This window comes from Cellulomonas sp. P2_F12 (genome assembly GCF_056403775.1).
On sequence record NZ_JBFUEV010000003.1, the window covers coordinates 497,759 to 523,722 of the forward strand.

The following is a 25,964-nucleotide window of genomic DNA, read 5'->3' on the forward strand; positions in this document are numbered from 1 at the left end:
TCAGCCGGTGCAGGGTGCGGACGGGGTGAACGATGCCCCGTCGTCCAGCATGGACCGCAAAGTGCTCACGGGCACCACAAAGCTGTGCCCGTTCGCGTCCTTGGCGTACACGACCCCGACCACGCGGCCGTCCCCGTCGAGCACCGCGGAGCCGGAGCTGCCGTGCTCGACGGGCGCGTCGGTCACGAGCACCGCACCGAGGTTCTCGTTCAGCGGGTCGGTCTCGCTCGAGATGACGTGGCCGGTCGTCACCGTGAGCGCCTTCCCGAGGGGGTAGCCGACGACCGTGACGGCGTCGCCGATCGCCGGGTCGGCGGTCGCCAGCTCGGGAGCTGCCGGCAGCGCGTCCTGCGTGTGCACGATCGCGAGGTCCGCCAGGTTGGCGGTGCTGGCCGCCGACGCGGCGAGGTCCCGGCCGTCGTACGTCGAGATCTGCAGCGTCGACGCGTCCTTGACCACGTGCCGGTTGGTGACCAGCGTGTGGTCGTCCAGCGCGAAGCCCGAGCCCGTCGACAGGGTGCCGCAGCCGATGTTGCGGATGCGGACGGCCATCCGCTGCGCGGCGTCGAAGCCGTCGGGGGAGAGGTTGCCGCTGGATGTCGGTGACGGGCGGGGCAGGTCCGTGGGCACGACGCTGGTGGGCACCGGGGCCGGCATCGCCGGCAGCATGCTGCACCCGGCGCTCAGCGCGAGCACCGCGCCGACCAGCACGGCGCCGGCCCGCGCGCGACGCGTCATCGTCGGAGCTCGCGCTGCAGGGCCGCGTTGGCGTCCGTCGCCTTCGCGCACACGGTCTGCACGTCGGTGGTGAAGCGGTCGAGGTCGGCCTGGTCGTACTGGCTGGAGTTCTGCAGGTAGCCGATGAGCCGCTGCTGGCCGTCGACACAGGCGGCCAGCGAGGTGGCCACCTGCCCGGCGGCCTGCGACACCCGCGACTGGTAGTCGGCGAGCTGCTGCTGCGACGCGCTGGTGTCCCCGAGCTGCGCCTTCTCGTCGGCCAGCTCCGTGATCCGCTGCTGCGCGGTCGCCAGCTGCGCGCGCGTGGCGTCGAGCTCCGCCTGGTTCGCCTCGAGGTCCGCCTGCGACGCGGCCAGGTCGGTCCCGGTGGACCGGGCGAGCGTCTCCCAGTCCTGCGTCGAGGACTGCCACGCCTGGTTCGTGGTGAGCATGTGAGAGAGGAGCAGCCCGCCGACGACCAGGGTGGCGACGAGCAGGACCGCGAGGACCGTGGTGGCGATGCCCGGGCGACGTCGACGCGGCGCTGACTGCGGTGCCGGAGCCTCCGTGGCGGTCGGGAGCCACGAGCCCACCTCGACGCCCGCCGGGGTGATCTCGCTCACGGGCCGGTTCGGCGGGACGGGCTCCTCGGACTGCATCGCCCCAGGATAAGAGGCCCTCCTGTGCCGTCGGGCCGCTCCCGCGGGTGGGATCGCGGCACCGGCCCGGCGGGAGCACACGGGCGCAGCGGCGACAATCATCTGATGCCCTCGACGACCTACGGAGCCGTGCTGCGCCTGCCCGGCGTCGCACGTCTCTTCGTCGTCTCGTTCGTCGCCCGGATCCCCGCGGCCATGGTCGGCGTGGTCCTCACGCTGCACGTCGTCTCGACGCTCGACCGCGGCTACGCGCAGGCGGGCGTGGTCGTCGGCGCCGCGACCGTCGGCATGGCGCTCGGCGCGCCGTGGCGCGGACGCCTGGTGGACAAGCTCGGGCTGCGCCGGGCGATCGCGCCGTCGGTCGTCGTCGAGTCGGCGGTGTGGCTGGCGGCTCCGCACCTCACCTACGAGGCCCTCATCGGGGCGGCGTTCGTCGCGGGGCTCTTCCTGGTGCCGGTCTTCTCGGTCAGCCGGCAGTCGCTGTCGGTGCTGGTGCCCCTCCAGCACCAGCGGGCCGCCTTCTCGCTCGACTCCGTCGCCGTCGAGCTGACGTTCATGCTCTCCCCGGTGGTCGGCGTGCTGCTGGCCACCCAGGCCTCGACGTCGGTGGCGCTGACCGTGGTCGGCGCGCTGACCGTCGGCGCCGGGGTGCTCCTCATGTGGGCGAACCCGCCCACCCGCAGCGCGCTCTCGGCCGGGCCCGTCGTCGACCTGCCGAAGGGCCGGCTGCTGACCCCGGGGCTGGTCGTCGTGCTGCTCGCGGGTCTCGCCGCCGCGTTCGTGCTGGTCGGCACGGACGTGTCGCTCGTCGCCACCCTCAACGACGCCGGCCGCTCCGCGGACGTCGGCTGGATGATCGCGCTGTGGGCCGGCGGCTCGGTCGTCGGCGGGCTGGTCCACGGGGCCACGCACCGCAACCCGTCACCTCTGGTGCTGGTCGCGATCCTCGCGCTCGCCACCGTGCCCGCGGCGTTCGCCACCGGGCAGGTCTGGCTGGCGGTCGCCGTCGTCGTCGCGGGCCTGCCGTGCGCGCCGGCGCTGTCGTCGATCAACGCGACCCTCGTCCGCCTGGTCCCCGAGCACCGCCGGGGCGAGGTCATGGGCTGGAGCGGCACCATGGGGACGGTCGGCAACGCGCTGGGCGCACCCCTGTGCGGCGCGGTGATCGACCGAGCGACGCCGGGCGCCGGGTTCCTCACCGCCGCGGTGGTGGGCGGCGGCATCGCGGTCAGCGGGCTCGTCGCGCTCGCGATGGTCCGCCGCCGGGGCGAGGCCGGGGCGCCCGAGACTCCCGACCAGGCCCCGCCCCGTCACGTGCCCGCGACCACCCGCACCCGCGTCCGGCTGGTCCGCCACCGCGGCGCCGGCTCCACCCGACGCGAGCGGGTCAGACGACCGAGCCGGTGAACTTCTCGCCGGGTCCCTCGCCGGGGGCGTCGGGGAACGGGGAGGCCTCGCGGAACGCCAGCTGCAACGAGCGCAGACCGTCCCGCAGCGAGCGTGCGTGCTGGTTGCCGATGTCCGGCGCCGAGGCCGTGACCAGCGCGGCGAGAGCGGTGATGAGCTTGCGGGCCTCGTCCAGGTCCAGGAAGTCGGCGCCGGCGCCGGTCGGTCCGTCCTCGGCCAGGCCGCACTTCACGGCGGCGGCGCTCATGAGGTGGACGGCGGCGGTCGTGATGACCTCGACGGCCGCGACGTCCGCGATGTCGCGGGTGGCCGCGGTGGTGGTGGGGTCCGTGCTCGGACTGCTCTCGGTCATGGCCCGATCCTCTCACCGGGCCCCGGGTGCTCCGGCGCCGGTTCGGGCTCACCCGGCTTCTCTGGTAGCCTTGGCAGTCGACTGACCTGGGCTGTGCCTCGCTCTCACGGGTGGACACGGCTCAGGCGCACAAGTGGAGTCTCTCCCACCTGGGCCTCGACTGTTCGATGCGTTGGATGCGCATCGACGACAGAGACCGGGTCACAGTCCGCACCGGACGGCGCAAGCGGTCCCGGTGGCGTGAGCATGGCTACGGCCGTGAACGCGTGGCGGACCTCGAGGCCTCCTCCTGTGCTCAGGACGGGGGCCTTCCTCGTTCCTGACGGTCCGCCACGACGAACCTGAGGAGCACCACATCAGCGAGCCCCGCATCAACGATCGGATCCGCGTAGCCGAGGTCCGCCTGGTCGGCCCCAACGGCGAGCAGGTCGGGATCGTCCGCGTGGAGGACGCACTGCGCCTGGCGCAGGACGCTGACCTCGACCTTGTCGAGGTCGCCCCTGACGCTCGTCCGCCCGTCTGCAAGATCATGGACTACGGCAAGTTCAAGTACGAAGCAGACATGAAGGCCCGCGAGGCCCGGCGGAACCAGACGAACACGGTCCTCAAGGAGATCCGTTTCCGGCTGAAGATCGACCCGCACGACTACGGCACCAAGAAGGGCCACGTCGAGCGGTTCCTCACGGCCGGCGACAAGGTCAAGGTCATGATCATGTTCCGCGGCCGCGAGCAGTCGCGCCCCGAGATGGGCGTGCGCCTGCTCCAGCGGCTGGCCGACGACGTGTCGGAGCTCGGCTTCATCGAGAGCATGCCCAAGCAGGACGGGCGCAACATGATCATGGTGCTCGGCCCGAACAAGAAGAAGGCCGACCAGAAGCAGGAGCAGCGCCGTGCGGCGCAGGCTGCTGCGGCTCGCGAGCAGAACGCCGCGGCTGCTGCCGCTGCCGCTGCTGCGGCGACGAACCCGGCCCCGGCCGAGCCCGTCGTCGAGGCGCCCGCTGCCGTCGAGACCCCGGTCGTCGTCGAGACGCCCGCCGTGGTCGAGACGCCTGCTGCCGTGGAGACGCCTGCTGCGGTGGAGACGCCGGCACCGGCTGAGGCTCCGGCCGCGGCCGAGACGCCGGCAGCTGTCGAGACGTCGGCGCCCGCGCCGGTCGCCCCCCGGCCCGCCGCCGCACCCCGTCCGGCCACCTCGCGCCCCGCCGCTCCGCGACCGACGCCCGCCGCCGCACCCCGTGCGACGACGCCCCGTCCGGCTTCGGCAGCGCGTCCGGCCGCAGCCGCTCGACCCGCAGCCTCGGCCCCCCGGCCCGCCGCTGCGTCCACCCCGGCGACGCCCGCCGCGGCCGCACCTGCTGCTGCCGCGCCGAAGCCCGCCACGCCGAAGCCCGCCGGCACCCCGCGGCCCGCGCCGCGTCCGGGACCGGCCGCTCCGGCCAAGGCACAGACCAGCAAGACGGCCTCGGAAGAGGCCAGCTGAACCAGCACGAACGGACGGGCCGGTCCACCGGCCGGCCCGCACCAGACGAGTCGTACGAACCCGTGCGATGTGAACGACAAGGAGACACGGCAGCCATGCCGAAGAACAAGACGCACTCCGGTGCCAAGAAGCGCTTCCGGGTCACCGGGACCGGCAAGGTCATGCGCGAGCAGGCCGGCGCCCGCCACCTGCTCGAGCACAAGTCGAGCCGCCGCACGCGTCGCCTCGCCGGCGACCTCGTCGTCTCTCCTGCCGACGCCCCCCGTATCAAGAAGCTGCTCGGCAAGTGACCCCGGGGGCGCACCTGCGCCCCGGTCGCTCGGCCTAGCCTGAGACAAGCAAGGAGCATCACGTGGCACGCGTGAAGCGGGCGGTCAACGCCCAGAAGAAGCGCCGTACAACCCTCGAGCGCGCTGCGGGCTACCGCGGTCAGCGGTCGCGCCTGTACCGGAAGGCGAAGGAGCAGGTCACCCACTCCCTCGTCTACGCGTACCGCGACCGCAAGGTGCGCAAGCAGGACTTCCGCAAGCTGTGGATCCAGCGCATCAACGCTGCGTCCCGCGAGCAGGGCCTGACCTACAACCGCCTGATCCAGGGCCTGAAGCTCGCGGGCATCGAGGTGGACCGCCGCGTGCTGGCCGACCTCGCCGTCAACGACGCCGCGACGTTCAACACGCTCGTGGCCGCCGCCAAGGCCGCCCTGCCCGCGGACGTCAACGCGCCGAAGGCTGCGTGACCCTCGTCCGCCGCTGAGCCCGACCGCCCTGTGCTCCCTCGCCGGAGCCGGGCGGCGGCTCGGTGCACCCCGAAGCCCCCGAGGTCCTCTGCGACCGCCGGGGGCTTCGTCGTCCCCGCGCACCCCCAAACCGTCGCCGACCCGGCATCATGTCGCCATGAACGAGCCGGACGCCCCGCGGGTCGAGCGCAGCGGGCCGTCGCCCTGGGGCCTCCTGGCATTCGGGCTCGGGATGCTGGTCGGGCTCACCCTCCTCGTCGCCGAGGTGGTCGACCCGCCGGTCTGGGTGATGTGGGCCGTGGTCGGCGCCCTGCTCGTCGGCATCGTGCTGTCGGTGCCTCTCGCGTACCGCGACGCGCGCCGGCAGGGCCGGTCGCGACCGCGCAGCGCGTGGCGGGCGCTCACCGAGCCGGTCCGCTACCTGATCCGGTGGACCTTCTGAGTGGCAGCGCCGCGGGCACGCGATGATGTCCCGGTGAGCAGCCCCACCCTGACGAATCCCCGTGCTGAGCGGGTCAAGGCCGTGCGGGCGCTGAGCGAACGGGCCGTGCGGAAGCGGGCCGGGCGGTTCGTCGTCGAGGGGCCGCAGGCGGTCCGGGAGGCGGTGCTGGCCGGCGCCGACGTGCACGACGTCTACGTCACGCCCGAGTCGGCGCAGCGGTACCCCGAGATCGTGGTGGGCGCGCAGGACCGGGGCATCCGGGTGTCCGTCGGGACCGCCGAGGTGCTCGACGCCATGAGCCCGGACGGTCAGCGGGTCGTCGCGGTCGCGTCGCTGACGACGCACACGCTCGGCGGGCTCGGGGACCTGAGGCTCGTCGCGATCCTGGCGAACGTGCGCGACCCCGGCAACGCCGGGACCGTGATCCGCGCGGCCGACGCGGCCGGCGCGGATGCGGCGGTGCTGACCGGCGAGAGCGTCGACGTGCACAACCCCAAGGTGGTCCGGTCGACCGCCGGGTCGCTGTTCCACCTGCCCGTGGTGACGGGCGCCGACCTCGCCGCGACCGTCGCCGACCTGCGCGCGGCCGGCCTGCTGGTCCTCGCGGCGGACGGCACCGGCGCCTTCGACCTGGACGACCTCCTCGACGTCGCGGGCTCCGCGGAGGACGGCGTGCCGGACCTCGCCCGCCCGACGGCCTGGCTGTTCGGCAACGAGGCCTGGGGGCTGCGCGACGAGGACCGTGCGCTGGCCGATGCCGTCGTGCGCGTGCCCATCCGAGGCCGCGCGGAGTCCCTGAACCTCGCGACCGCCGCGGCCGTGTGCCTCTACGCCAGCGGTCGGGCGCAGCGGTGAGGCTGTTCGCCGCGGTGTGGCCGCCCGAGAACGTGCTCGACCACCTCGACCTGGCCCTGGCCTCCGTGCGGGGCGCGCCGTCGGGACTGTCGTCGGCCGTGCGCTGGTCCGCGCGCGAGACCTGGCATCTCACCGCTGCGTTCTACGGCGACCTGCCCGACGGTGCGGTCCCGGCCCTCACCGCCGACCTGGCCGACGTCGCGGCCGCGGTCGAGCCCTACGAGCTCGGGCTGCACGGGGCAGGGGTGTTCTCGCACCGCACGCTGTGGGTCGGCGTCACCGGTGATCTCGAGAGCCAGCGCGCGGTCAGCCGGGGGTGCGTCGAGGCGGGCGGGGTCGACGACCACCGCGTGCGCGAGCGTCCGCACCTCACGGTCGGACGGGTGCGCCCCGGCAGCGGGCCGCCGCGGCGACGGTCGTCGCGACCAGACCGTCCCGGGCAGCGGCCCGACATGCAGGGGCCGGACGACGAGGACGTCGCGGCGGGCCTCGTGCGGGCGCTGGCCGTGTACGACGGCCCGCGCTGGCAGGTCGACGAGATCGTGCTGGTGTCCTCGCGGCCGGGTGCGGGTCGAGGTGGTGGGCCGCTGTACGAGGTGCTGGAGCGGTTCGTGCTGGGCGCCCGTGGCAGGATGGGCGCATGACAGCGCGTGCGCAGGCGGCCGGTGGTCGCCGATTTCCCGGGCCCGTTCCCGGGCCGCGCTGACGCGCACTGAGCACGCCGTCCACCGCTGGACCGGCCGCGCAGACCCGGATCGGGCGCCTCTAGACTTGTCCGCTGGTCGGGCGCCTTCGCGCCCCACGCCATGGCCGTGCGCCCGCGCCGGCCGCCCAGAACCTGCACTGGAAGGTCAGGATGTCCGACGACACCGCCCTGTCCCCGCTCGACGCCACCGGCATCGAGCACGCCGTCGAGGCCGCGCTGAAGGCGCTCGCGGCCGCGGGCGACCTCGACGCCCTCAAGACCGCCCGCCTCGAGCACGTGGGGGAGCGCAGCCCGATCGCGCTCGCCAACCGGTCGATCGGCGGCCTCGCCCCGGCCGACAAGGCGGTGGCCGGCAAGCTGCTCGGCCAGGCGAAGGGACGGCTCGCCGCCGCCCTCGCGGAGCGCCAGGCCGAGCTCGAGGCCGAGCGTGACCTGCGGGTCCTGGTCGAGGAGTCCGTCGACGTGACGCTGCCGACCGACCGTCGGTCCCGCGGCGCCCGGCACCCGCTGGAGACCCTGTCCGAGCGCATCGCCGACATCTTCGTCTCGATGGGCTGGGAGATCGCCGAGGGCCCTGAGCTCGAGGCGGAGTGGTTCAACTTCGACGCGCTGAACTTCGGCGTCGACCACCCCGCGCGGCAGATGCAGGACACGTTCTTCGTCGACGCACCCGGCCTCGTGCTGCGCACGCACACGTCGCCCGTGCAGGCCCGGACCCTCCTGTCGCGGGAGCTGCCCGTCTATATCGCGTGCCCCGGCAAGGTGTTCCGCACCGACGAGCTCGACGCCACGCACACGCCCGTGTTCCACCAGGTCGAGGGCCTCGCCGTGGACAAGGGCCTGACGATGGCGCACCTCAAGGGCACGCTGGACCACTTCGCGCAGGCGATCTTCGGTCCGGAGGCCCGCACGCGCCTGCGGCCGTCGTTCTTCCCGTTCACGGAGCCCAGCGCCGAGATGGACCTCTGGTTCCCGCAGAAGAAGGGCGGACCGGGCTGGATCGAGTGGGGCGGCTGCGGGATGGTCAACCCGAACGTCCTGCGCGCCTGCGGCGTCGACCCTGAGGTCTACTCCGGGTTCGCGTTCGGCATGGGCATCGAGCGCACCCTGATGCTGCGGCACGGGATCGCTGACATGCACGACATGGTGGAGGGCGACGTCCGCTTCTCCACGCAGTTCGGGACGGAGATCTGATGCCGCGCATCCCCCTGACGTGGCTCGCCGAGCACGTCGAGCTCCCCGCGGGCCTGACCGCCGAGCAGCTGGCGGCGGACCTGGTCCGCGTCGGGCTGGAGGAGGAGGCGATCCACCCCGCCGCCGTGTCCGGTCCGCTGGTGGTCGGTCGCGTCGTCGAGCTCACGCCGGAGCCGCAGAAGAACGGCAAGACCATCAACTGGTGCCGGGTCGACGTCGGACCGTCGCACAACGAGGCCGGTGGTGACCCGCGGGGCATCGTGTGCGGCGCGCACAACTTCGTCGTCGGCGACAAGGTCGTGGTCGCGCTGCCCGGCGCCGTGCTGCCCGGGCCGTTCCCCATCGCGTCCCGCAAGACCTACGGGCACGTGTCCGACGGAATGATCTGCTCGGCCCGCGAGCTGGGGCTCGGCGAGGACCACGCCGGCATCATCGTGCTGGCCACGCTCGGGCTCGACCCGTCCGTCGGGACGGACGCACGCGAGCTCCTGGGCCTCGGCGACGAGGTGCTCGAGATCAACGTGACGCCCGACCGCGGCTACTGCTTCTCCATGCGCGGCGTGGCCCGGGAGTACGGCCTGTCCACGGGTGCGCGGTTCACGGACCGCGGGCTGCCGACCGGGGACCTCCCGCCGGTCGGTGGGGGTTTCGCGGTCGAGATCGACGACGCCGCCCCCGTGAACGGTGTGCCCGGAGCGGACCGGTTCGTCGCCCAGATCGTCCGCGGCGTGCGTGCCAACGACCCGTCGCCCGCGTGGATGCAGCGCCGGCTGCAGCAGGCCGGCATGCGCCCGATCGGGCTCGCCGTGGACGTCACCAACTACGTGATGCTCGACCTCGGCCAGCCGCTGCACGCCTACGACCTGGCGAAGCTGGCCGCGCCGATCGTCGTGCGGCGCGCGGCCCCGGGGGAGCGCATGCGGACCCTGGACGACGTCGACCGCGTGCTCGACCCCGAGGACCTGCTCATCACCGACAGCCCCGACGGCGCCCGCGCCTCCCGGCCCATCGGCCTCGCGGCCGTCATGGGCGGCGGGGACAGCGAGGTCAGCGCGAGCACGACCGACCTCCTGGTCGAGGCGGCGCACTTCGACCCGATCACGGTCGCGCGCACCGCCCGCCGCCACAAGCTGCCCAGCGAGGCGGCGAAGCGGTTCGAGCGGGGCGCCGACCCGGCGCTCCCGCCGGTCGCGGTCACGCGGGCGGTCGCGCTGCTCGTCGAGCTCGGCGGCGGCGTCGCGGACCCGCACCTCACCGACGTCGACCAGCGGGTGCCGGTGCCGGCGTTCGACCTCGACCTGGACCTGCCCGCGCGACTCGTCGGCGTGCCGTACACGGCCGACGAGGTGCGCGAGACCCTGGTCTCGATCGGGTGCTCGGTGTCCGACGCCGGCCCCGGCGTGGTCCGGGTGCAGGCGCCCTCGTGGCGGCCCGACCTCGCCGTCGGCGTCGACCTGGTCGAGGAGGTCGCGCGGCTGCGCGGCTACGACGAGATCCCGTCGATCGTGCCGCCGGCGCAGCCGGGTGCCGGCCTGACGCCCGGGCAGCGGACGCGTCGCTCGGTCGCGCGCGCCCTGGCCGAGTCCGGGCTGGTCGAGGTGCTCAGCTACCCGTTCGTCGGCACCGACCAGCTCGACGCGCTCGGGCTGCCCGCCGACGACGAGCGGCGCCGGGCGGTCCGCCTGGTCAACCCGCTGTCCGACGAGCAGCCGTTCATGCGCACGAACCTACTGGTCACGCTACTGGACACGGCGCGGCGCAACGTCGCCCGGGGTGCCGGCGACGTCTCGGTGTTCGAGCTCGGTCTGGTCACGCGGCCGACGCCCGGTGCGCCGGCCGCCCCGCGCCTCCCGGGCGGTGTCCGGCCGTCCGACGCGGAGCTCGCCGCCATCGACGCGGCCGTGCCTCCGCAGCCGCGACGGGTCGCGGGCGTGCTCGCGGGCCTCCGCGAGCCGGCGGGCTGGTGGGGGACCGGGCGCCGCGTCGACCACACCGACGCCATCGCGTCGGCCCGGCTCGTGGCCGAGGTCGTCGGCGTCGAGCTCGTGGCGTCGGCCGACGCGGACCACGCGCCCTGGCACCCGGGCCGCTGCGCGCGTCTGACCACGGTCGACGGCACGCTCGTCGGGCACGCGGGCGAGCTGCACCCGAACGTCGTCACGGCGCTCGGGCTGCCTGCGCGCGCGTCCGCCTTCGAGCTCGACCTCGACGTGCTGCTGGCCGCGGCGTCGCCCGAGCCCGTGCAGGCGGTCCCCGTCTCGACCTTCCCGGTCCTCAAGGAGGACATCGCGCTCGTGGTCGGTGCCGACGTGGCGGCGGCCGACCTGCTCGACGCCGTGCGCGTCGGTGCCGCGTCGAGCCCCGCCGGCGACGTCGTCGAGGAGGTCCGCCTGTTCGACGTGTACGCCGGGTCGCAGGTGGGGGACGAGCGCAAGTCGCTCGCCTTCTCGCTGCGGCTGCGGGCCGACGACCGGACCCTCACGGCGCAGGAGGCGGCGGCGGTCCGCGAGGCCGTCGTGGCCGAGGCCCACGCGCGGTTCGGGGCGACCCTGCGCGCCTGAGCGCCGACCGAAGACCCCCGTGGCCGGTGGCCGCGGGGGTCTTCTGCATCCGGTCTCAGGCCCTCCGACCGTGGTCATGGGATGAGTTCACCCAATAGTTACCTGTGAGTAGTTGCGGCAAATCGGGCGATCCCTGAAGGTGGTCCAGGCCGTCACGAGCGGCCCTTGACGTTCCCCGACGAAGGAGAGCTCGACGTGCGCCGTGCCATGAAGTCGATCAGCGGGGGCGTCGCCGCCCTCGCTGTTGCAGTGGCGGGAGGTGTGATCGCGGCGGGCCCGGCAGGGGCGGCGGTCGGCACCACGCCACGGGTCCTGATCAACGAGGTGTACGGCGGTGGCGGCAACAGCGGCGCCACCTACACCAACGACTTCATCGAGCTGGTGAACGCCTCGAGCGCACCGGTCGACGTCACCGGCTGGTCCGTGCAGTACGCGTCCGCCGGTGGCGCCTTCAGCCAGACCCTCACCACCGCACTCAGCGGCGTGATCCAGCCCGGCGCCGCGTACGTGGTGGTGGAGGCCGCGGGGACGGGTGGGACCACGCCCGTCACCGGGAACGTCACCGGGTCCCTCGCCCTGAGCGGCACGGCGGGCAAGGTCGCTCTCGTCAGCTCGACGACAGCCCTGTCCTGCGCGGGGTCCGCGTGCCCGGCGGTCGACCAGGTGGTCGACTTCGTCGGGTACGGCGCCTCGGCCACCGGGTATGCCGGCAGCGGGCCCGCGCTCGGCGCCTCGAACACGCAGGCAGTCACGCGTGACGCCACGATCACCAACACCGCCAACAACGCGAGCGACTTCGCCGCGGCGAACCCGACCCCGGGCGTGGTCGGCGGGACCGGGCCGGTGACCCCGGCGGCGGCGACGATCGCCGAGATCCAGGGCGCGGGTGCGACGTCCCCGCTCGCCGGGAAGACCGTCACCACGGACGGCGTCGTCACCGCGGCCTACCCGACCGGCGGGCTCAGCGGCTACGTCATCCAGACCCCGGGGACCGGCGGCGCCACGGACGCGACGCCGGGTGCGTCCGACGCGGTCTTCGTCTTCTCGTCCGCCACCGCGGGCCTCGTCGCCATCGGCGACCACGTCCAGGTGACCGGAGCGGTCTCCGAGTTCAACGGGCTCACCGAGCTCACGGTCGCCGCGGCGACCGACCTGGTGAAGCTCCCCGCCGCCGCGGCGGTCACGCCCGTGTCGAGCACGTGGCCCACCACCGACGCCGCGCGCGAGGCCCTCGAGTCGATGCTGTTCCAGCCGACCGGCGACCTCACGATCTCCAACACCTACTCGACCAACCAGTACGGCGAGGTCGGCCTCGCGGCGGGCACGCTGCCGCTGCTCCAGCCCACCGAGGTCGGTCGCCCCGGCTCGGCCGAGGCCGCCGCCGCCGCCGCGGACAACGCCGCCCGCGGTGTCGTGCTCGACGACGGCTCGTCGACCAACTTCCTGTCGGCCGCGAACTCGGGCCTGACCCCGCCGTACGTGAGCCTGACCAACCCGGTCCGCGTCGGCGCGGCCGCGACTGTCACGGCTCCGGTCGTCGTCGACTTCCGCAACAACGTGTGGAAGCTCAACCCGACGCAGCCCGGCCCCGCCGCGGTGACGTTCGAGAACGACCGCACGACGGCCCCGGCCGCGGTGGGCGGCGACCTGAAGATCGCCTCCTTCAACGTGCTCAACTACTTCACGACGCTCGGCGCGACCACGGCGGGCTGCACCTCCTACAACGACCGCACCGGCGACCCCGTCACGGTCAACACCGGGTGCGCCCCGCGCGGCGCGTGGGACCCGGCCGACCTGCAGCGTCAGCAGGACAAGATCGTCTCGGCGATCAACGCGCTCGACGCCGACGTCGTGGGCCTGCTCGAGATCGAGAACTCGGCGACCGTCGACGGCGTCCCGGACGAGGCGCTCGGCACGCTCGTCGCCGCGTTGAACACGGCCGCCGGCTCCGACGTCTGGGCGTTCGTCCCGTCGTCGACCGAGCTGCCGCCGGCGGCCGAGATGGACGTCATCACCAACGCGATCATCTACCGCACCGCAGCCGTCGAGCGCACCGGACCGTCGCACGCGCTCGGCACGCTGAGCGGCGACGACCAGGCCTTCGGCAACGCCCGGGAGCCCATCGGCCAGGAGTTCACGCCGACCGGCGGCGGCGAGCCGTTCTTCGTCGTCGTCAACCACCTCAAGTCCAAGGGCTCGGCGGGTCCGTGGCCGGGCGACGCCGACACCGGTGACGGTCAGGGCGCCTCGAACGAGTCGCGCGTCCGGCAGGCCGAGGCGCTGCGCGACTGGGTGCCGACCGTGCAGGGCGACGCGAAGTCGGTCGCGCTGGTCGGCGACTTCAACTCGTACACGCGGGAGGACCCGCTGCAGACGCTGTACGACGCCGGGTACACCGACGCCGCGACCACCCTCGCGGACGGCCAGTACTCCTACTCGTTCAGCGGCCTGTCCGGCTCGCTCGACCACGTGCTGCTCAACGGCCCCGCACTCAAGCGGGCCACCGGCGCGGACATCTGGGAGATCAACGCCGAGGAGTCCATCGCGCTGGAGTACGACCGGTACAACTACCACGGCACCCTCTACTACGCGCCGGACGAGTACCGGTCGTCGGACCACGACCCGGTCGTCGTCGGCCTGGTCAACGGTGCCGCCAAGCCCGTGAACCTCACCCTGCTCGACATCAACGACTTCCACGGACGCATCGACGCCAACACGGTGAAGTTCGCGGGCACGGTCGAGCAGGAGAAGGCCGCCGCGGTGGCCGCCGGTAGCCCCGTCGCGTTCGTGTCGGCCGGTGACAACATCAGCGCCTCGCTGTTCGCCTCGGCGGTCCAGCAGGACCAGCCGACGATCGACGTCCTGAACGCGCTCGAGCTCAACGCGTCGGCGGTGGGCAACCACGAGTTCGACAAGGGGTTCACGGACCTCACGGACCGCGTGATCGCCAACAAGACGAACGCGAAGTGGGACTACCTCGGCGCCAACGTCTACCTCAAGGGCACGACGACCCCGGCCCTGCCGGAGTACTCGATCCTCGACATGGGCGGCGTCAAGGTCGGCGTCATCGGTGCGGTCACGGGGGAGACGCCCTCGCTGGTGAGCCCCGGTGGGATCACGCAGATCGACATCGGCGACCCGGTCGACGCCGTCAACCGCGTGGCCGCGCAGCTCAGCGACGGCAACGAGGCCAACGGCGAGGCCGACGTGCTGGTGGCCAGCTACCACGAGGGCGCCAGCGAGGGTCTGCCGAACGGCACCCTCGAGGACGAGGTGGCCCAGGGCGGGGCGTTCGCCAAGATCGTCGACGAGACGGCGGCGAGCGTGGACGCGATCTTCACCGGCCACACGCACCAGCAGTACGCGTGGGCCGGCCCGGTCCCGGGTGAGCCCGGCACGACGCGTCCGGTGCTGCAGACGGGCAGCTACGGCGAGTACATCGGCGAGGTCGGGCTGACGTTCGACCCGAGCACGGGCGAGGTCGTCGCGCACACGCAGAAGAACGTGCCGCGACTCGTCGCACCCGTGGTCGCCGGCAACACCCCGGCGCAGAACGAGGCGGCCTTCGCCGCGGCACTCGTCGCGAAGTACCCCCGGGTCGCCCAGGTGAACACGATCGTGAACGCGGCCCTCGCGTACGCGAACACCGTCGGGTCCGTCCCGGTCGGCTCGGTCACGGCCGACGTCACCACGGCCTTCACCGGTGGCACCTACGGTCCGACGGGCTACACCGCCCCGACGACGGCGCGTGACGACCGGGCAAGCGAGTCGTCGCTCGGCGACCTCGTGGCCAACGCCCTGCGGGACACGCTCGCCCCGGACAACCTGGGCGGCGCGCAGATCGGCGTCGTCAACCCCGGCGGGCTGAGGGCCGAGCTGCTGTACGCCCCGGACGGGGTGATCACCACGGCCGAGGCGAACGGCGTCCTGCCGTTCGTCAACAACCTCTGGACGACGTCGCTCACGGGCGCGCAGTTCACGGTGATGCTCGAGCAGCAGTGGCAGACCAACGCGGACGGCACCATCCCGTCGCGTCCGTACCTGCAGCTGGGACTGTCCGACAACGTGACGTACACGTACGACGCCGCGGCTCCCGCGGGGTCGCACATCACGTCCGTCACGGTGAACGGCGAGCCGATCGACCCGGCGGCGAGCTACCGGATCGGGACGTTCTCGTTCCTCACCACGGGCGGCGACAACTTCCGCGTCGTGGCCCAGGGGACGGACGCACGCGACTCGGGCCTCATCGACCGGGACGGCTGGATCGCCTACCTGCAGGCGCACCCGGGCCTGGCCCCGGACTTCGCCCGTCAGGCGGTCGGCGTGCCGGCCCAGCCGTCCTCCGTCACCGCCGGTGACACGCTGGCGTTCCCGGTGACCAAGCTGGACCTGACGAGCCTCGGCTCGCCGCAGAACACCAGCCTGGACGTCCGGCTCGACGGCACATCGATCGGCACCGCGCCGGTCGCGGGCGGCAACGCCGACGTGTCGGTGACGGTGCCGGCGGCGACCGCCGCCGGCGCGCACACGCTGACGCTGGTGGCGAGCCCGAGCGGCACGACCGTGACGCTCCCGCTCACCGTCGAGGCGGGGGTCCCCGCGTCGACCACGTCGCTCACGGCGTCGCCGTCGAGCCAGGTGTACGCCTCCTCGTCGCGCGTCACGCTCACGGCGAAGGTCGCGGCCGACGTACCGGTGACCGGGTCCGTCGAGTTCGTCGCCGGGACCACGGTGCTCGGCACCGCACCGCTGTCGGGGGGCACGGCCACGCTGCGGCTCGCGTCGTCCACCCCGGCGGGCAGCTACGACGTGGTCGCCCGGTTCGCCGGCGACGCGACGGTGACCGGCTCCGAGTCGACGCCCGTGACGGTCGTGGTGAAGAAGGTGACGACGACGACCGGGCTGTCCGTGACCCGCGGGTTCCTGTTCGTCCCGTCGGTCGCCGTGGCCACGGTGTCGACGGACAACGGCAAGCTGCCCTCGGGCCGGGTCGAGATCAGGGAGGGCACCACGGTCGTCAAGACCCTGAACGTGGTGCTCGGCGTGGCGATCGGCACGGTGCCGTCCGGGACGCACACCTACACGGCGACGTTCGTCCCGTCCGACACGGCCAACGTGTCGCCGAGCACGAGCGCGCCGGTCAGCATCCGCTGATCGCACGCACGAGGGCCCGCGTCCCGCCGGGACGCGGGCCCGTCGTGTGCTCAGACGTAGTCGTGGTACGCGGGCAGGTCCAGCACGCCGTTGCCCGACAGCCCGATGACGATCGTCTGCGCCTCGGTCGCCGCGCGGGCTTGCGTGATCGCGCCGGCCACCGCGTGGGTCGACTCGGGCGCGGGGATGATCCCCTCCGCGCGCGCGAACTCGATGCCGGCCGCGAAGGCGGTGTCCTGGTCGACGGCGATGGCCTCGACGAGCCCGAGCTCGACCGCGTGCGAGACCATCGGCGCCATCCCGTGGTACCGCAGCCCGCCCGCGTGGATGGGCGGCGGCACGAAGTCCTTGCCCAGCGTGTGCATCTTGAGCAGGGGAGTCAGGCCGGCGACGTCGCCGAAGTCGTACCGGTACTCGCCCTGGGTCAGCGACGGGCACGCGGCCGGTTCGCACGCCACGACGCGGGTGGTCGTGCCCTCGCGCAGGTTGCGGCCCAGGAACGGAAAGCTCAGGCCGCCGAGGTTCGAGCCGCCGCCGGCGCAGGCGAACACGACGTCGGCTCTCTCCTCGATCGCGTCGAGCTGCGCGAGGGCCTCCTGGCCGATCACGCTCTGGTGCAGCAGCACGTGGTTGAGCACGCTGCCCAGCGAGTAGTGGGCGTCCGGGTCGGTCGCGGCCGCCTCGACCGCCTCGCTGATCGCCATGCCGAGGGAGCCGGTGGTCTCCGGGTCTGCCGCGAGCATCGCCCGCCCGGCATTCGTCAGGTCCGACGGCGACGGGTGGCAGATGCTCCCGTAGGTCTCCATCTGCATCCGCCGGTAGGGCTTGGCGTCGTAGGAGGCGCGCACCTGCCAGACCTCGCACGTGAGGCCGAGCAGGGCACAGGCCATGGCCAGGGACGCGCCCCACTGCCCGGCGCCCGTCTCCGTCGTGAGCTTCGTGATCCCCTCGGCGGCGTTGTAGTAGGCCTGCGCGACCGCGGTGTTCGGCTTGTGCGACCCGACGGGGCTGACGCCCTCGTACTTGTAGTAGATCCGCGCCGGTGTGCCCAGAGCCCGCTCGAGGCGACGCGCCCGGATCAGGGGGGACGGGCGCCACAGCGCATAGATCTCCCGGACCGGTTCGGGGATCTCGATCCACCGCTCGGTGCTGACCTCCTGCATGATCAGCGCCATCGGGAACAGCGGCGCCAGGTCGGGCGGCGTCAGCGGCTCGCGGGTGCCCGGGTGGAGCGCCGGCGGGCACGGGGTCGGCAGGTCGGCGGCGAGGTTGTACCAGTGGGTGGGAACCGTCGAGGGGACGGTCACGCCGAGGGCGTCGAGCAGCGAGGACGTCATCAGGGCCTCCGGGTCGAGTACCAGCGAGCCCGCGACCGCCGCTGGTCCGCAGCGGCAGCGTATCGCCCGGTTCGTCCCGTCAGGCCACGTCGCGGGCCAGCAGGGCGACGACGACGGCGCCGCCCTTGGTCGCCTGCTCGCCGAGGCGCCGGAAGCCCAGCCGCTCGTGGAAGGCCAGTGACTGCGGGTTCGGCGGCTCGAGGTTGACCTCGCAGGTCACGACGTCGAGCCCGAGCTCGCGCGCCCGCCCGTCGACGGCCTCGTACAGCGCGCGGCCGACGCCGCGGCCGTGCGCGGTGGGCGCGACGACGATGCGGTCGACGTAGAGCGAGCCCGGCACGTGCGCGGAGAACCAGCGGTAGTTCTCGCTCGCGTACTCGGCGCCGGGCGCGACCGCGAGCAGGAAGCCGAGGAGCTCGCCGTCGGACTCGGCGACGAGCGCGAGCTCGCACACCGGGACGTGCGCCGTCAGGCCGTCGAGCCCGAGCGCGTTGACGGCAGGCGCCGCCGCGTCGTTGAGCCCGGCGAGCGCGACCAGGTCGGCCGCGGTGACCGGCCGCAGGGTCAGATCGCGCACGAGTCGTCGACGCAGGCGGCCGCGTCGGGGTCCGCCGTCGCGAGGGTCTGCAGCGGGTTCGCCTCGCGCCAGCCAGCCTCGAGCAGCTGCGTGAACACGTCGGCGGGCTGCGCGCCGGAGACGGCCACGCGGCGGTCGACGACGAAGAACGGCACGCCGGTCACGCCGAGCGCGCGGGCTTCGGCCTCGTCGGCGCGGACGTCGTCGGCGAACTCGTCGTTCGCCAGCGCGGCGCGTGCGGCGTCCGCGTCGACGCCTGCCCCGCTCACCAGGCGCACGAGGGTGTCGTCGTCGCCCAGGTCCGCGCCGTGCTCGAAGTGCGCGGAGAACAGCGCCTCCAGCACCTCGTCGGCGCGACCGGTGGTGCGGGCGAGGTGCACGAGACGGTGCGCGGCGAACGTGTTGGCCGAGAGCGTGCGGTCGAAGTCGTAGGCGAGACCCTCACCCGCCGCCACGGCGGTGACCTGGGCGAACATCTGCACGACGCGCTCGTGCGGGATCCCCTTGTGCCGGGCCAGGGCCTCGATCTCCGGGATGCCGGGGCCGACGGGCGTGCCGGGCGACAGCTCGTAGGACCGCCAGGTCACCTCGACGTGGTCGCGGTGCGGGAAGTCCGCGAGGGCGGTGGCGAAGCGGCGCTTGCCGATGTAGCACCAGGGGCAGGCGATGTCGGACCAGACCTCGACCTGCAGGGTACGTACGGCGTTGATGACGGGGGTGCTCACGGAAGCAGCAGGACCTTTCCGGTGGTGGAGCGCGACTCGAGCGCGCGGTGGGCGTCGGCCGCGTCGGCCAGCGGGAACGTGGCTCCGACGCGCACGTCGAGCGTGCCGGCGCGGACCGCGTCGAACAGCTCTCGTGCGCGCCAGGAGAGCTCCTCGCGGGTGGCCGTGTGGTCGTCGAGCTTGGGGCGGGTGAGGAAGACGGACCCCGCGGCGTTGAGCCGCTGCGGGTCGAACGGGGGGACGGCGCCCGAGGAGGCGCCGAACAGGACGAGCGTGCCGCGGCGGTGCAGCGAGGCCAGCGACGCGTCGAAGGTGTCCTTGCCCACCGAGTCGAAGACCGCGTGCACGCCGCGGCCGTCGGTCAGGGCGCGGACCTCGGCGGGCAGGTCGTGCGTCAGGTCGTCCAGGTCGCGGTACCGGATGACGTCGGCCGCCCCGGCCTCGCGCGCGAGGCGCTCCTTGTCGGCACTGCCGACGGTGGCGATGACGCGTGCTCCGCGCTGGGCGGCCAGCTGCGTGAGCAGGAGGCCGACGCCGCCCGCGGCCGCGTGCACGAGCACGTCGTGCCCCTCCTGGACGGGGAACGTCGAGGTGACCAGGTAGTGCGCGGTCATGCCCTGCAGGGGGAGCGCGGCGGCGACCTGGTCCGGGACGCCCTCGGGCACGAGCAGGGCCTGGGACTCGCGGACCGTCACCAGCTCCGCGTACGAGCCGGGCGACGCCGACCACGCCACGCGATCACCGACGGCGATCTCGCTGACGTCGGCACCGACCGCGACGACCTCTCCCGCGCCCTCGGACCCCACGACGTGCGGGAACGGCATCGGGTAGGCGCCGCCGCGGCGGTAGGTGTCGATGAAGTTGACGCCGGCGGCGGCGACGCGGACGAGGACCTCGCCGGCGGCCGGCTCGGGGTCGGGGAGGTCGACGAGCTGGAGGACGTCGGGACCGCCCGGGGCGGTGGCCTGGATCGCGCGCACGTTGGCGGCAACGCGACGACGCCGCGGCATCTTCCCGGAAAGTCGTTCGTATCTTCGTGCATGCGCGTGTATGTTCATGCACATGACGTTCACGGTCGCGGTCGCGGGAGCCAGCGGGTACGCCGGCGGCGAGATGCTCCGCGTGCTCCTCGCGCACCCCGAGGCCCGGATCGGCGCGCTGACGGCGCACTCCAACGCGGGCACGCGGCTGGGCGAGCACCAGCCTCACCTGCGGTCGCTGTCGGACCGCGTCCTCGAGCCCACGGGCGTCGACGCCCTCGCAGGTCACGACGTCGTCGTGCTCGCCCTCCCGCACGGCGCGAGCGGCGCGATCGCGGCCGAGCTGGCGGCACGGGGCGACTCGGCCGTCGTCGTCGACCTCGGCGCGGACCACCGGCTGGTCGACGCGGCGGACTGGCAGGAGTTCTACGGCAGCGCGCACGCCGGCACCTGGCCGTACGGCCTGCCCGAGCTCCTCCACCCGGGGGAGCGGACCGCCGTCGGTCAGCGGGCCGTCCTGACCGCCGCGCGCCGGATCGCCGTGCCGGGCTGCAACGTCACCGCCGTCTCGCTCGGGCTGCAGCCCGGTGTCGCCGCCGGCCTGGTCGAGCCGACCGACCTGGTCGCCGTCCTGGCCAACGGCTACTCGGGCGCGGGCAAGTCGCTCAAGACCCACCTGCTGGCCGGCGAGGCGCTGGGCAACGCGCAGCCGTACGCGGTCGGGGGCACGCACCGCCACATCCCCGAGATCGCGCAGAACCTGCGGTCGGCAGGGGCCTCGGCGGTGACCATCTCGTTCACCCCGACGCTCGTGCCCATGTCCCGCGGCATCCTGGCGACGGCGACCGCCCGTCTCGCCCCCGGCGTCGACCCGGAAACCGTCCGTGCCGCGTGGGAGCAGACGTACGCCGACGAGCCGTTCGTGCACCTGCTCCCCGAAGGGCAGTGGCCGACGACGGCTGCGACGCTGGGTGCCAACACGGCGCTCGTGCAGGTCGCGGTGGACGCACGGGCCGGTCGGGTCGTGACCGTCACCGCGATCGACAACCTGGTCAAGGGCACCGCCGGCGGCGCCCTGCAGTCCCTCAACCTCGCGCTCGGGCTGCCCGAGACGCTCGGCCTCCCCCTGGACGGAGTCGCACCGTGACCACCGAGACGTTCGCCCTTCCCTCGCCCGGCGTGACCGCGGCGGCGGGCTTCCGCGCGTCCGGCGTCACCGCCGGGCTCAAGGCGTCGGGCCGTCCCGACCTCGCGCTCGTGGTCAACGACGGACCGTCGCAGGCGGCCGCCGCGGTCTTCACGACGAACCGCGTCGTCGGCGCCCCGGTGGTCTGGTCCCGTCATGCCGTCGCGGACGGCGTCGTGAGCGCGGTCGTCCTCAACTCGGGCGGCGCCAACGTCTGCACCGGACCCGAGGGCTTCCAGGACACGCACGCGACGGCCGAGAAGGTCGGCACCGCCCTGGAGATCTCGGCCGGTGACGTCGTCGTCTGCTCGACCGGCCTGATCGGCGAGCGGCTGCCCATCGACACGCTCCTCGCGGGCGTCGACCTGGCCGTCGAGGCGCTGTCGCCCGACGGGGGCCCGGACGCGGCCGTCGCGATCATGACCACGGACACCGTCCCGAAGACCGCCCACATGCACATCGACGGCGACCGGGGGAAGTGGACCATCGGCGGCATGGCGAAGGGCGCGGGGATGCTCGCGCCGGGCCTCGCCACGATGCTCTGCGTCATCACCACGGACGCCGTGGTCGACGCCGAGACCGCCGCGGCCGCGCTGCGCACCGCGACGTCGGAGACCTTCGACCGCGTCGACTCCGACGGCTGCATGTCGACGTCCGACACGGTGACGCTCCTGATCTCGGGCGCCAGCCGCGCGGTCCCGGATCCTGCCGGCTTCACCGCCGCGTTGACCCAGGTCTGCGGCGAGCTCGCGCGCGCCCTGGTGGCCGACGCGGAGGGGGCGACGCACGACATCGCCGTGACCGTCATGGGCGCCGAGACGCAGGACGCCGCGCTCGCGGTCGCCCGGGCCGTGACCCGCTCCAACCTGTTCAAGGCCGCGATGTACGGCAACGACCCCAACTGGGGCCGCGTGCTCGCGCAGGTCGGGACCGTGCCGGAGAGCGTCGCCGCGTTCGACCCCGCCCAGCTCGACGTCACCATCAACGGCGTCCAGGTGTGCAAGGCCGGCGGCGCGTTCCGGCCCCGCTCCGAGGTCGACCTGGCCGCGAGCCGCGAGGTCCGCGTGCTCATCGACCTGCACGCCGGGTCCGAGCTGGTCACGGTCTGGACCAACGACCTCACGCACGACTACGTCCACGAGAACAGCGCGTACTCCACATGAGCGACTTCACGTTCAACACCCGCACGGACCTGCGCGCCGACCAGAAGGCGGAGGTCCTCATCGAGGCCCTGCCGTGGCTGCAGAAGTTCGCGGGCGCGCTCGTCGTCGTGAAGTACGGCGGCAACGCGATGATCGACGAGGACCTCAAGCGGGCGTTCGCGCAGGACATGGTGTTCCTGCGGCAGGTCGGTCTCAAGCCGGTCGTCGTGCACGGCGGGGGACCGCAGATCAACGCGATGCTCGACCGCCTCGGCATCGAGTCGGAGTTCCGCGGCGGGCTGCGCGTGACCACCCCCGAGGCGATGGACGTCGTCCGGATGGTGCTCACTGGGCAGGTCTCGCGCGAGCTCGTCGGGCTGCTCAACGCGCACGGCCCGCACGCGGTGGGCCTGTCGGGCGAGGACGGTGGCCTGTTCCAGGCGCGCCGGCGGTCCGCGGTCGTCGACGGCCTGCCCGTGGACATCGGGCTCGTCGGCGACGTGGTCAAGGTCAACCCGGGCGCCGTCCTGGACCTGCTCGACGCCGGCCGGATCCCGGTGGTCTCGACCGTCGCGCCCGACATCGACGACCCCACCCAGGTGCTCAACGTCAACGCGGACACCGCGGCCGCCGCGCTCGCCGTGGCCCTCGGCGCGCGCAAGCTCATCGTGCTCACGGACGTCGAGGGCCTCTACACCAGCTGGCCGGACAAGACGTCGCTGGTGCGTCGCCTGCGGGCCAGCGCGCTGGCCGAGCTGCTGCCCGGGCTCGACGCCGGCATGCGCCCAAAGATGGAGGCCTGCTGGCGCGCCGTCGAGGGTGGCGTGGGCCGCGCGCACGTGATCGACGGGCGCGCGCCGCACTCGATCCTGGTCGAGGTCTTCACCACCGAGGGCATCGGCACCATGGTCCTGCCCGACCAGGAGCCCGCCGACGCCCCCTTCACCGCCCCCGTCCCCGTGATTCCCCGCGACCCCGAGGTGACCGCATGACCGTCGAGAACGGCACGCTCGAGAGCTCGCGGGCGCGGCACCGCTCACCCGACAGCCCGGACGCGAACCTGCCGGTGCAGGCCACCGACGGCTCCGTCGCCCAGTGGACGGACCGCTACACGCATGCCGTGATGGACACGTTCGGCGCCCCGCAGCGCGTGCTGGTCCGCGGTGAGGGCGTGTACGTGTGGGACGCCGACGGCCGGCGGTACCTCGACCTGCTCGGCGGCATCGCCGTCAACTCGCTCGGCCACGCGCACCCGACCCTGACGGCCGCGATCAGCGCGCAGCTGGGCACGTTGGGCCACGTCTCCAACTTCTTCGCCAGCCCGACGCAGATCGCGTTCGCGGAGCGGCTGCTCGGCCTCGCGGGCGCGCCCGCCGGCTCGCGGGTGTTCCTCACCAACTCGGGCACCGAGGCCAACGAGGCGGCGTTCAAGCTCGCCCGCCGCAACGGCGGCACGGGCCGCCCGCGGATCCTCGCGCTGGAGGGCTCGTTCCACGGCCGCTCGATGGGCGCGCTGGCGCTCACGCACAAGGCCGCCTACCGCGAGCCGTTCGAGCCGCTGCCGGGGGGTGTGGAGTTCGTGGCGTTCGGCGACGCCGGCGCGCTCGAGGCCGCGTTCGCCGACGGCGGGGACCAGGTCGCCGCACTGTTCGTCGAGCCGCTGCAGGGTGAGGCCGGCGTGCGGCCTCTGCCGCCCGGCTACCTGGCGCTGGCCCGACGGCTGACGGCGGACAACGGCGCGCTTCTCATCCTCGACGAGGTGCAGACCGGCATGGGCCGGACCGGCGCCTGGTTCGCGCACCAGCACCCGCACCTCGGCGGCGGCATCGTGCCGGACGCGGTCACGGTGGCGAAGGGGCTCGGGGGAGGCTTCCCGGTCGGCGCGCTCATCGCGTACGGCGAGACGACCGCGACCCTGCTGGGCCGCGGGCAGCACGGCACCACGTTCGGCGGCAACCCCGTCGCCTCCGCGGCCGGCCTGGCGACGATCGCGGTCATCGAGCGTGACGGTCTGCTCGCCAACGTCGGGGCACTGGGTGCGTCGTTCCGCGAGCGGATCGCCGGCACCGGTCACCCGCTCGTCGGCGAGGTGCGGGGCGAGGGTCTGCTCATCGGCATCGAGCTCACCGCGCCGGTCGCCGCCGAGGTCGCCGCCCGCGCCCTCGAGGCCGGGTTCATCGTCAACCCGTGCACGCCGACGACGATCCGGCTCGCGCCCCCGTACCTCCTCACCGCGGAGCAGGCGGGCACGTTCGTCGACTTCCTGGCCGACCTCCCGCGGGACCTGTCATGACCCGGCACTTCCTCCGCGACGACGATCTCTCCCCCCGCGACCAGCGCGCCGTCCTCGAGCTCGCCCTCGCGTTCCGCGACGACCGGTTCATCCGCACGCCGCTCACGGGTCCGCGGGCCGTCGCCGTCATCTTCGACAAGCCGACCCTGCGCACGCAGGTGTCCTTCACGGCGGGCATCGCGGAGCTCGGCGGCTTCCCGCTGAGCGTCGACGGCAAGCTGGCGCGGATCGGGGAGCGTGAGTCGATCGAGGACACCGCACGGGTGCTCGGTCGGCAGGTGGCCGCGATCGTCTGGCGCACGTTCTCCCAGCACCGCCTCGAGCAGATGGCGGAGCACTCCGGCGTCCCGGTGGTGAACGCGCTGACCGACAGCTTTCACCCGTGCCAGATCCTCGCGGACCTGGCCACCATCGCGCAGCACCGCGGGGGAGTCGGGGGACTGCCGGGCCGGACGCTCGCATACGTGGGCGACGGGGCCAACAACATGGCCCACTCGTACCTGCTCGGCGGCGCGACGGCCGGGCTGCACGTGCGGATCGGCACGCCGGAGGGCTACCTGCCGGACGCCTCGATCCTCGCCGACGCGGCGGCGATCGCGGCGGGCACGGGCGGGTCGGTCACGGTGGTGCACACGATCGCCGAGGCCGTGTCCGGCGCGGACGTCGTCGCCACCGACACCTGGGTGTCGATGGGGCAGGAGTCCGAGGCGGCCGACCGGGAGACGCCGTTCGTGCCGTTCCGCGTCGACGCGGCCGCCATGGCCCTCGCGAAGCCCGACGCGCTCGTCCTGCACTGCCTGCCCGCATACCGCGGCAAGGAGATCACCGCCGAGGTGCTCGACGGCCCGCAGTCGGTGGTGTGGGACGAGGCCGAGAACCGCCTGCACGCCCAGAAGGCGCTCCTGTCGTACCTGGTGGAAGGCCCATGAGCGTCACGGCCCCGCACACCAAGGCGGCCCGCCACGCGCTGGTCACCTCGCTGCTCACCCGCGGCTCGGTGCACTCGCAGCAGCAGCTCGCCGAGCTGCTCGCGGCCGAGGGCGTCACCGTCACGCAGGCGACCCTGTCGCGCGACCTGGTCGAGCTGCGCGCGGTGAAGATCCGCACGCCGTCCGGCGCCCTGGCGTACGCGGTCCCCGCCGAGGGTGGCCTGCGTGCTCCCGCGGCCGGTCCCGACGAGGAGATGCTGGCGGCGCGCCTCTCGAGGCTCTGCGCCGAGCTCCTGGTCACCGCGGAGGCGTCGGGCAACCTCGTCGTCCTGCGCACGCCCCCCGGCGCGGCGCAGTTCCTGGCCTCGGCGATCGACCACTCGATCCTGCCCGCCGTTCTCGGCACCATCGCCGGCGACGACACCGTCCTGGTCATCGCCCGCGAGGGGGAGACCGGCGTGGCGCTCGCGGCGCGGTTCCTCGCCCTGGCCACCCGTCCGTCAGACTGATCAGCAGCACCTCGTTCCTGCGT

23 protein-coding genes are annotated in these 25,964 nt (G+C 73.6%); 16 read left to right on the forward strand and 7 right to left on the reverse strand.

Going from position 1 to position 25,964, the window contains the following annotated elements:
* Complete coding sequence (locus AC1DWH_RS10425; RefSeq protein ID WP_477093595.1) at positions 1 to 738, reverse strand: S1C family serine protease; 738 nt, start codon at positions 736 to 738, stop codon at positions 1 to 3.
* Entirely contained in the window at positions 735 to 1,376 is a 642-nt protein-coding gene (locus AC1DWH_RS10430; protein ID WP_477093596.1) for a hypothetical protein, read from the reverse strand. The genes AC1DWH_RS10425 and AC1DWH_RS10430 overlap by 4 nt, the downstream gene beginning before the upstream one ends.
* Before the next feature lie 105 nt (positions 1,377 to 1,481).
* Between AC1DWH_RS10430 and AC1DWH_RS10435 the strand changes: the two genes are divergently transcribed.
* Positions 1,482 to 2,783: an MFS transporter gene (locus AC1DWH_RS10435; RefSeq protein WP_477093597.1), complete on the forward strand. Its 1,302-nt coding sequence runs from the start codon at positions 1,482 to 1,484 to the stop codon at positions 2,781 to 2,783.
* Here the strand turns inward: AC1DWH_RS10435 and AC1DWH_RS10440 are convergent.
* Positions 2,764 to 3,135 carry a DUF1844 domain-containing protein gene (locus AC1DWH_RS10440; protein WP_477093598.1) on the reverse strand — a complete coding sequence of 124 codons (372 nt, stop codon included), beginning with the start codon at positions 3,133 to 3,135 and terminating at the stop codon, positions 2,764 to 2,766. The genes AC1DWH_RS10435 and AC1DWH_RS10440 overlap by 20 nt on opposite strands.
* Positions 3,136 to 3,517: 382 nt before the next feature.
* Between AC1DWH_RS10440 and infC the strand changes: the two genes are divergently transcribed.
* From infC to AC1DWH_RS10485, 9 genes are all read left to right on the forward strand, one after another.
* Positions 3,518 to 4,615: a translation initiation factor IF-3 gene (infC, locus tag AC1DWH_RS10445; RefSeq protein ID WP_477093630.1), complete on the forward strand. Its 1,098-nt coding sequence runs from the start codon at positions 3,518 to 3,520 to the stop codon at positions 4,613 to 4,615.
* A gap of 95 nt (positions 4,616 to 4,710) precedes the next feature.
* A complete protein-coding gene (rpmI, locus tag AC1DWH_RS10450) occupies positions 4,711 to 4,905 on the forward strand; it encodes a 50S ribosomal protein L35 (protein ID WP_456847232.1) in 195 nt (64 codons plus the stop codon).
* A gap of 62 nt (positions 4,906 to 4,967) precedes the next feature.
* The gene (rplT, locus tag AC1DWH_RS10455; RefSeq protein ID WP_456847233.1) at positions 4,968 to 5,351 is read left to right on the forward strand and encodes a 50S ribosomal protein L20; all 384 of its coding nucleotides are present in this window, start codon (positions 4,968 to 4,970) and stop codon (positions 5,349 to 5,351) included.
* 157 nt (positions 5,352 to 5,508) lie between these two features.
* On the forward strand, positions 5,509 to 5,793 hold the full coding sequence (locus AC1DWH_RS10460; RefSeq protein ID WP_477093599.1) for a hypothetical protein: 285 nt from the start codon (positions 5,509 to 5,511) through the stop codon (positions 5,791 to 5,793).
* A 33-nt stretch (positions 5,794 to 5,826) separates the two neighbouring features.
* Positions 5,827 to 6,648: a TrmH family RNA methyltransferase gene (locus AC1DWH_RS10465; protein WP_477093600.1), complete on the forward strand. Its 822-nt coding sequence runs from the start codon at positions 5,827 to 5,829 to the stop codon at positions 6,646 to 6,648.
* The gene (gene thpR, locus AC1DWH_RS10470; protein WP_477093601.1) at positions 6,645 to 7,292 is read left to right on the forward strand and encodes an RNA 2',3'-cyclic phosphodiesterase; all 648 of its coding nucleotides are present in this window, start codon (positions 6,645 to 6,647) and stop codon (positions 7,290 to 7,292) included. The genes AC1DWH_RS10465 and thpR overlap by 4 nt, the downstream gene beginning before the upstream one ends.
* Positions 7,293 to 7,504: 212 nt before the next feature.
* Positions 7,505 to 8,548, forward strand: coding sequence for a phenylalanine--tRNA ligase subunit alpha (pheS, locus tag AC1DWH_RS10475; protein WP_477093602.1), 1,044 nt, complete (start codon positions 7,505 to 7,507; stop codon positions 8,546 to 8,548).
* Positions 8,548 to 11,109 (forward strand): phenylalanine--tRNA ligase subunit beta, encoded by a 2,562-nt coding sequence (gene pheT / locus AC1DWH_RS10480; RefSeq protein ID WP_477093603.1) that lies wholly within the window; start codon positions 8,548 to 8,550, stop codon positions 11,107 to 11,109. Before pheS ends, pheT begins: the two co-directional genes overlap by 1 nt.
* 207 nt (positions 11,110 to 11,316) lie before the next feature.
* Positions 11,317 to 16,263 carry an ExeM/NucH family extracellular endonuclease gene (locus tag AC1DWH_RS10485; RefSeq protein WP_477093631.1) on the forward strand — a complete coding sequence of 1,649 codons (4,947 nt, stop codon included), beginning with the start codon at positions 11,317 to 11,319 and terminating at the stop codon, positions 16,261 to 16,263.
* 50 nt (positions 16,264 to 16,313) lie between these two features.
* Here AC1DWH_RS10485 and AC1DWH_RS10490 read toward each other — a convergent pair whose 3' ends face one another.
* The 4 genes from AC1DWH_RS10490 to AC1DWH_RS10505 form a co-directional block, all read right to left on the reverse strand.
* Positions 16,314 to 17,600 (reverse strand): TrpB-like pyridoxal phosphate-dependent enzyme, encoded by a 1,287-nt coding sequence (locus AC1DWH_RS10490; protein ID WP_477093604.1) that lies wholly within the window; start codon positions 17,598 to 17,600, stop codon positions 16,314 to 16,316.
* Positions 17,601 to 17,679: 79 nt separating this feature from the next.
* Entirely contained in the window at positions 17,680 to 18,177 is a 498-nt protein-coding gene (locus AC1DWH_RS10495) for a GNAT family N-acetyltransferase (RefSeq protein ID WP_477093605.1), read from the reverse strand.
* Complete coding sequence (locus tag AC1DWH_RS10500; RefSeq protein WP_477093606.1) at positions 18,165 to 18,902, reverse strand: DsbA family oxidoreductase; 738 nt, start codon at positions 18,900 to 18,902, stop codon at positions 18,165 to 18,167. The genes AC1DWH_RS10495 and AC1DWH_RS10500 overlap by 13 nt, the downstream gene beginning before the upstream one ends.
* Positions 18,899 to 19,882 (reverse strand): quinone oxidoreductase family protein, encoded by a 984-nt coding sequence (locus tag AC1DWH_RS10505; RefSeq protein WP_477093607.1) that lies wholly within the window; start codon positions 19,880 to 19,882, stop codon positions 18,899 to 18,901. Before AC1DWH_RS10505 ends, AC1DWH_RS10500 begins: the two co-directional genes overlap by 4 nt.
* A gap of 82 nt (positions 19,883 to 19,964) precedes the next feature.
* Between AC1DWH_RS10505 and argC the strand changes: the two genes are divergently transcribed.
* From argC to AC1DWH_RS10535, 6 genes are read left to right on the forward strand one after another with little or no spacing between them, the layout of a single operon-like run.
* A complete protein-coding gene (gene argC / locus AC1DWH_RS10510; protein WP_477093608.1) occupies positions 19,965 to 21,029 on the forward strand; it encodes an N-acetyl-gamma-glutamyl-phosphate reductase in 1,065 nt (354 codons plus the stop codon).
* Positions 21,026 to 22,231, forward strand: coding sequence for a bifunctional glutamate N-acetyltransferase/amino-acid acetyltransferase ArgJ (gene argJ / locus AC1DWH_RS10515; RefSeq protein WP_477093609.1), 1,206 nt, complete (start codon positions 21,026 to 21,028; stop codon positions 22,229 to 22,231). Before argC ends, argJ begins: the two co-directional genes overlap by 4 nt.
* On the forward strand, positions 22,228 to 23,202 hold the full coding sequence (gene argB / locus AC1DWH_RS10520) for an acetylglutamate kinase (protein ID WP_477093610.1): 975 nt from the start codon (positions 22,228 to 22,230) through the stop codon (positions 23,200 to 23,202). Before argJ ends, argB begins: the two co-directional genes overlap by 4 nt.
* The gene (locus AC1DWH_RS10525; RefSeq protein WP_477093611.1) at positions 23,199 to 24,503 is read left to right on the forward strand and encodes an acetylornithine transaminase; all 1,305 of its coding nucleotides are present in this window, start codon (positions 23,199 to 23,201) and stop codon (positions 24,501 to 24,503) included. The genes argB and AC1DWH_RS10525 overlap by 4 nt, the downstream gene beginning before the upstream one ends.
* Complete coding sequence (gene argF, locus AC1DWH_RS10530) at positions 24,500 to 25,432, forward strand: ornithine carbamoyltransferase (protein ID WP_477093612.1); 933 nt, start codon at positions 24,500 to 24,502, stop codon at positions 25,430 to 25,432. The genes AC1DWH_RS10525 and argF overlap by 4 nt, the downstream gene beginning before the upstream one ends.
* Positions 25,429 to 25,941, forward strand: coding sequence for an arginine repressor (locus tag AC1DWH_RS10535; RefSeq protein WP_477093613.1), 513 nt, complete (start codon positions 25,429 to 25,431; stop codon positions 25,939 to 25,941). The genes argF and AC1DWH_RS10535 overlap by 4 nt, the downstream gene beginning before the upstream one ends.
* The last annotated feature ends 23 nt before the right edge of the window (positions 25,942 to 25,964 follow it).

Coding starts and splice junctions, on each gene's coding strand:
- AC1DWH_RS10425 (WP_477093595.1), bottom strand. CDS start 738: ATGACGCGTCGCGCGCGGGCCGGCGCCGTGCTGGTCGGCGCGGTGCTC.
- AC1DWH_RS10430 (WP_477093596.1), bottom strand. CDS start 1,376: ATGCAGTCCGAGGAGCCCGTCCCGCCGAACCGGCCCGTGAGCGAGATC.
- AC1DWH_RS10435 (WP_477093597.1), top strand. CDS start 1,482: ATGCCCTCGACGACCTACGGAGCCGTGCTGCGCCTGCCCGGCGTCGCA.
- AC1DWH_RS10440 (WP_477093598.1), bottom strand. CDS start 3,135: ATGACCGAGAGCAGTCCGAGCACGGACCCCACCACCACCGCGGCCACC.
- rpmI (WP_456847232.1), top strand. CDS start 4,711: ATGCCGAAGAACAAGACGCACTCCGGTGCCAAGAAGCGCTTCCGGGTC.
- AC1DWH_RS10460 (WP_477093599.1), top strand. CDS start 5,509: ATGAACGAGCCGGACGCCCCGCGGGTCGAGCGCAGCGGGCCGTCGCCC.
- pheS (WP_477093602.1), top strand. CDS start 7,505: ATGTCCGACGACACCGCCCTGTCCCCGCTCGACGCCACCGGCATCGAG.
- pheT (WP_477093603.1), top strand. CDS start 8,548: ATGCCGCGCATCCCCCTGACGTGGCTCGCCGAGCACGTCGAGCTCCCC.
- AC1DWH_RS10485 (WP_477093631.1), top strand. CDS start 11,317: ATGAAGTCGATCAGCGGGGGCGTCGCCGCCCTCGCTGTTGCAGTGGCG.
- AC1DWH_RS10490 (WP_477093604.1), bottom strand. CDS start 17,600: ATGACGTCCTCGCTGCTCGACGCCCTCGGCGTGACCGTCCCCTCGACG.
- argC (WP_477093608.1), top strand. CDS start 19,965: ATGACGTTCACGGTCGCGGTCGCGGGAGCCAGCGGGTACGCCGGCGGC.
- argB (WP_477093610.1), top strand. CDS start 22,228: ATGAGCGACTTCACGTTCAACACCCGCACGGACCTGCGCGCCGACCAG.
- AC1DWH_RS10525 (WP_477093611.1), top strand. CDS start 23,199: ATGACCGTCGAGAACGGCACGCTCGAGAGCTCGCGGGCGCGGCACCGC.
- argF (WP_477093612.1), top strand. CDS start 24,500: ATGACCCGGCACTTCCTCCGCGACGACGATCTCTCCCCCCGCGACCAG.
- AC1DWH_RS10535 (WP_477093613.1), top strand. CDS start 25,429: ATGAGCGTCACGGCCCCGCACACCAAGGCGGCCCGCCACGCGCTGGTC.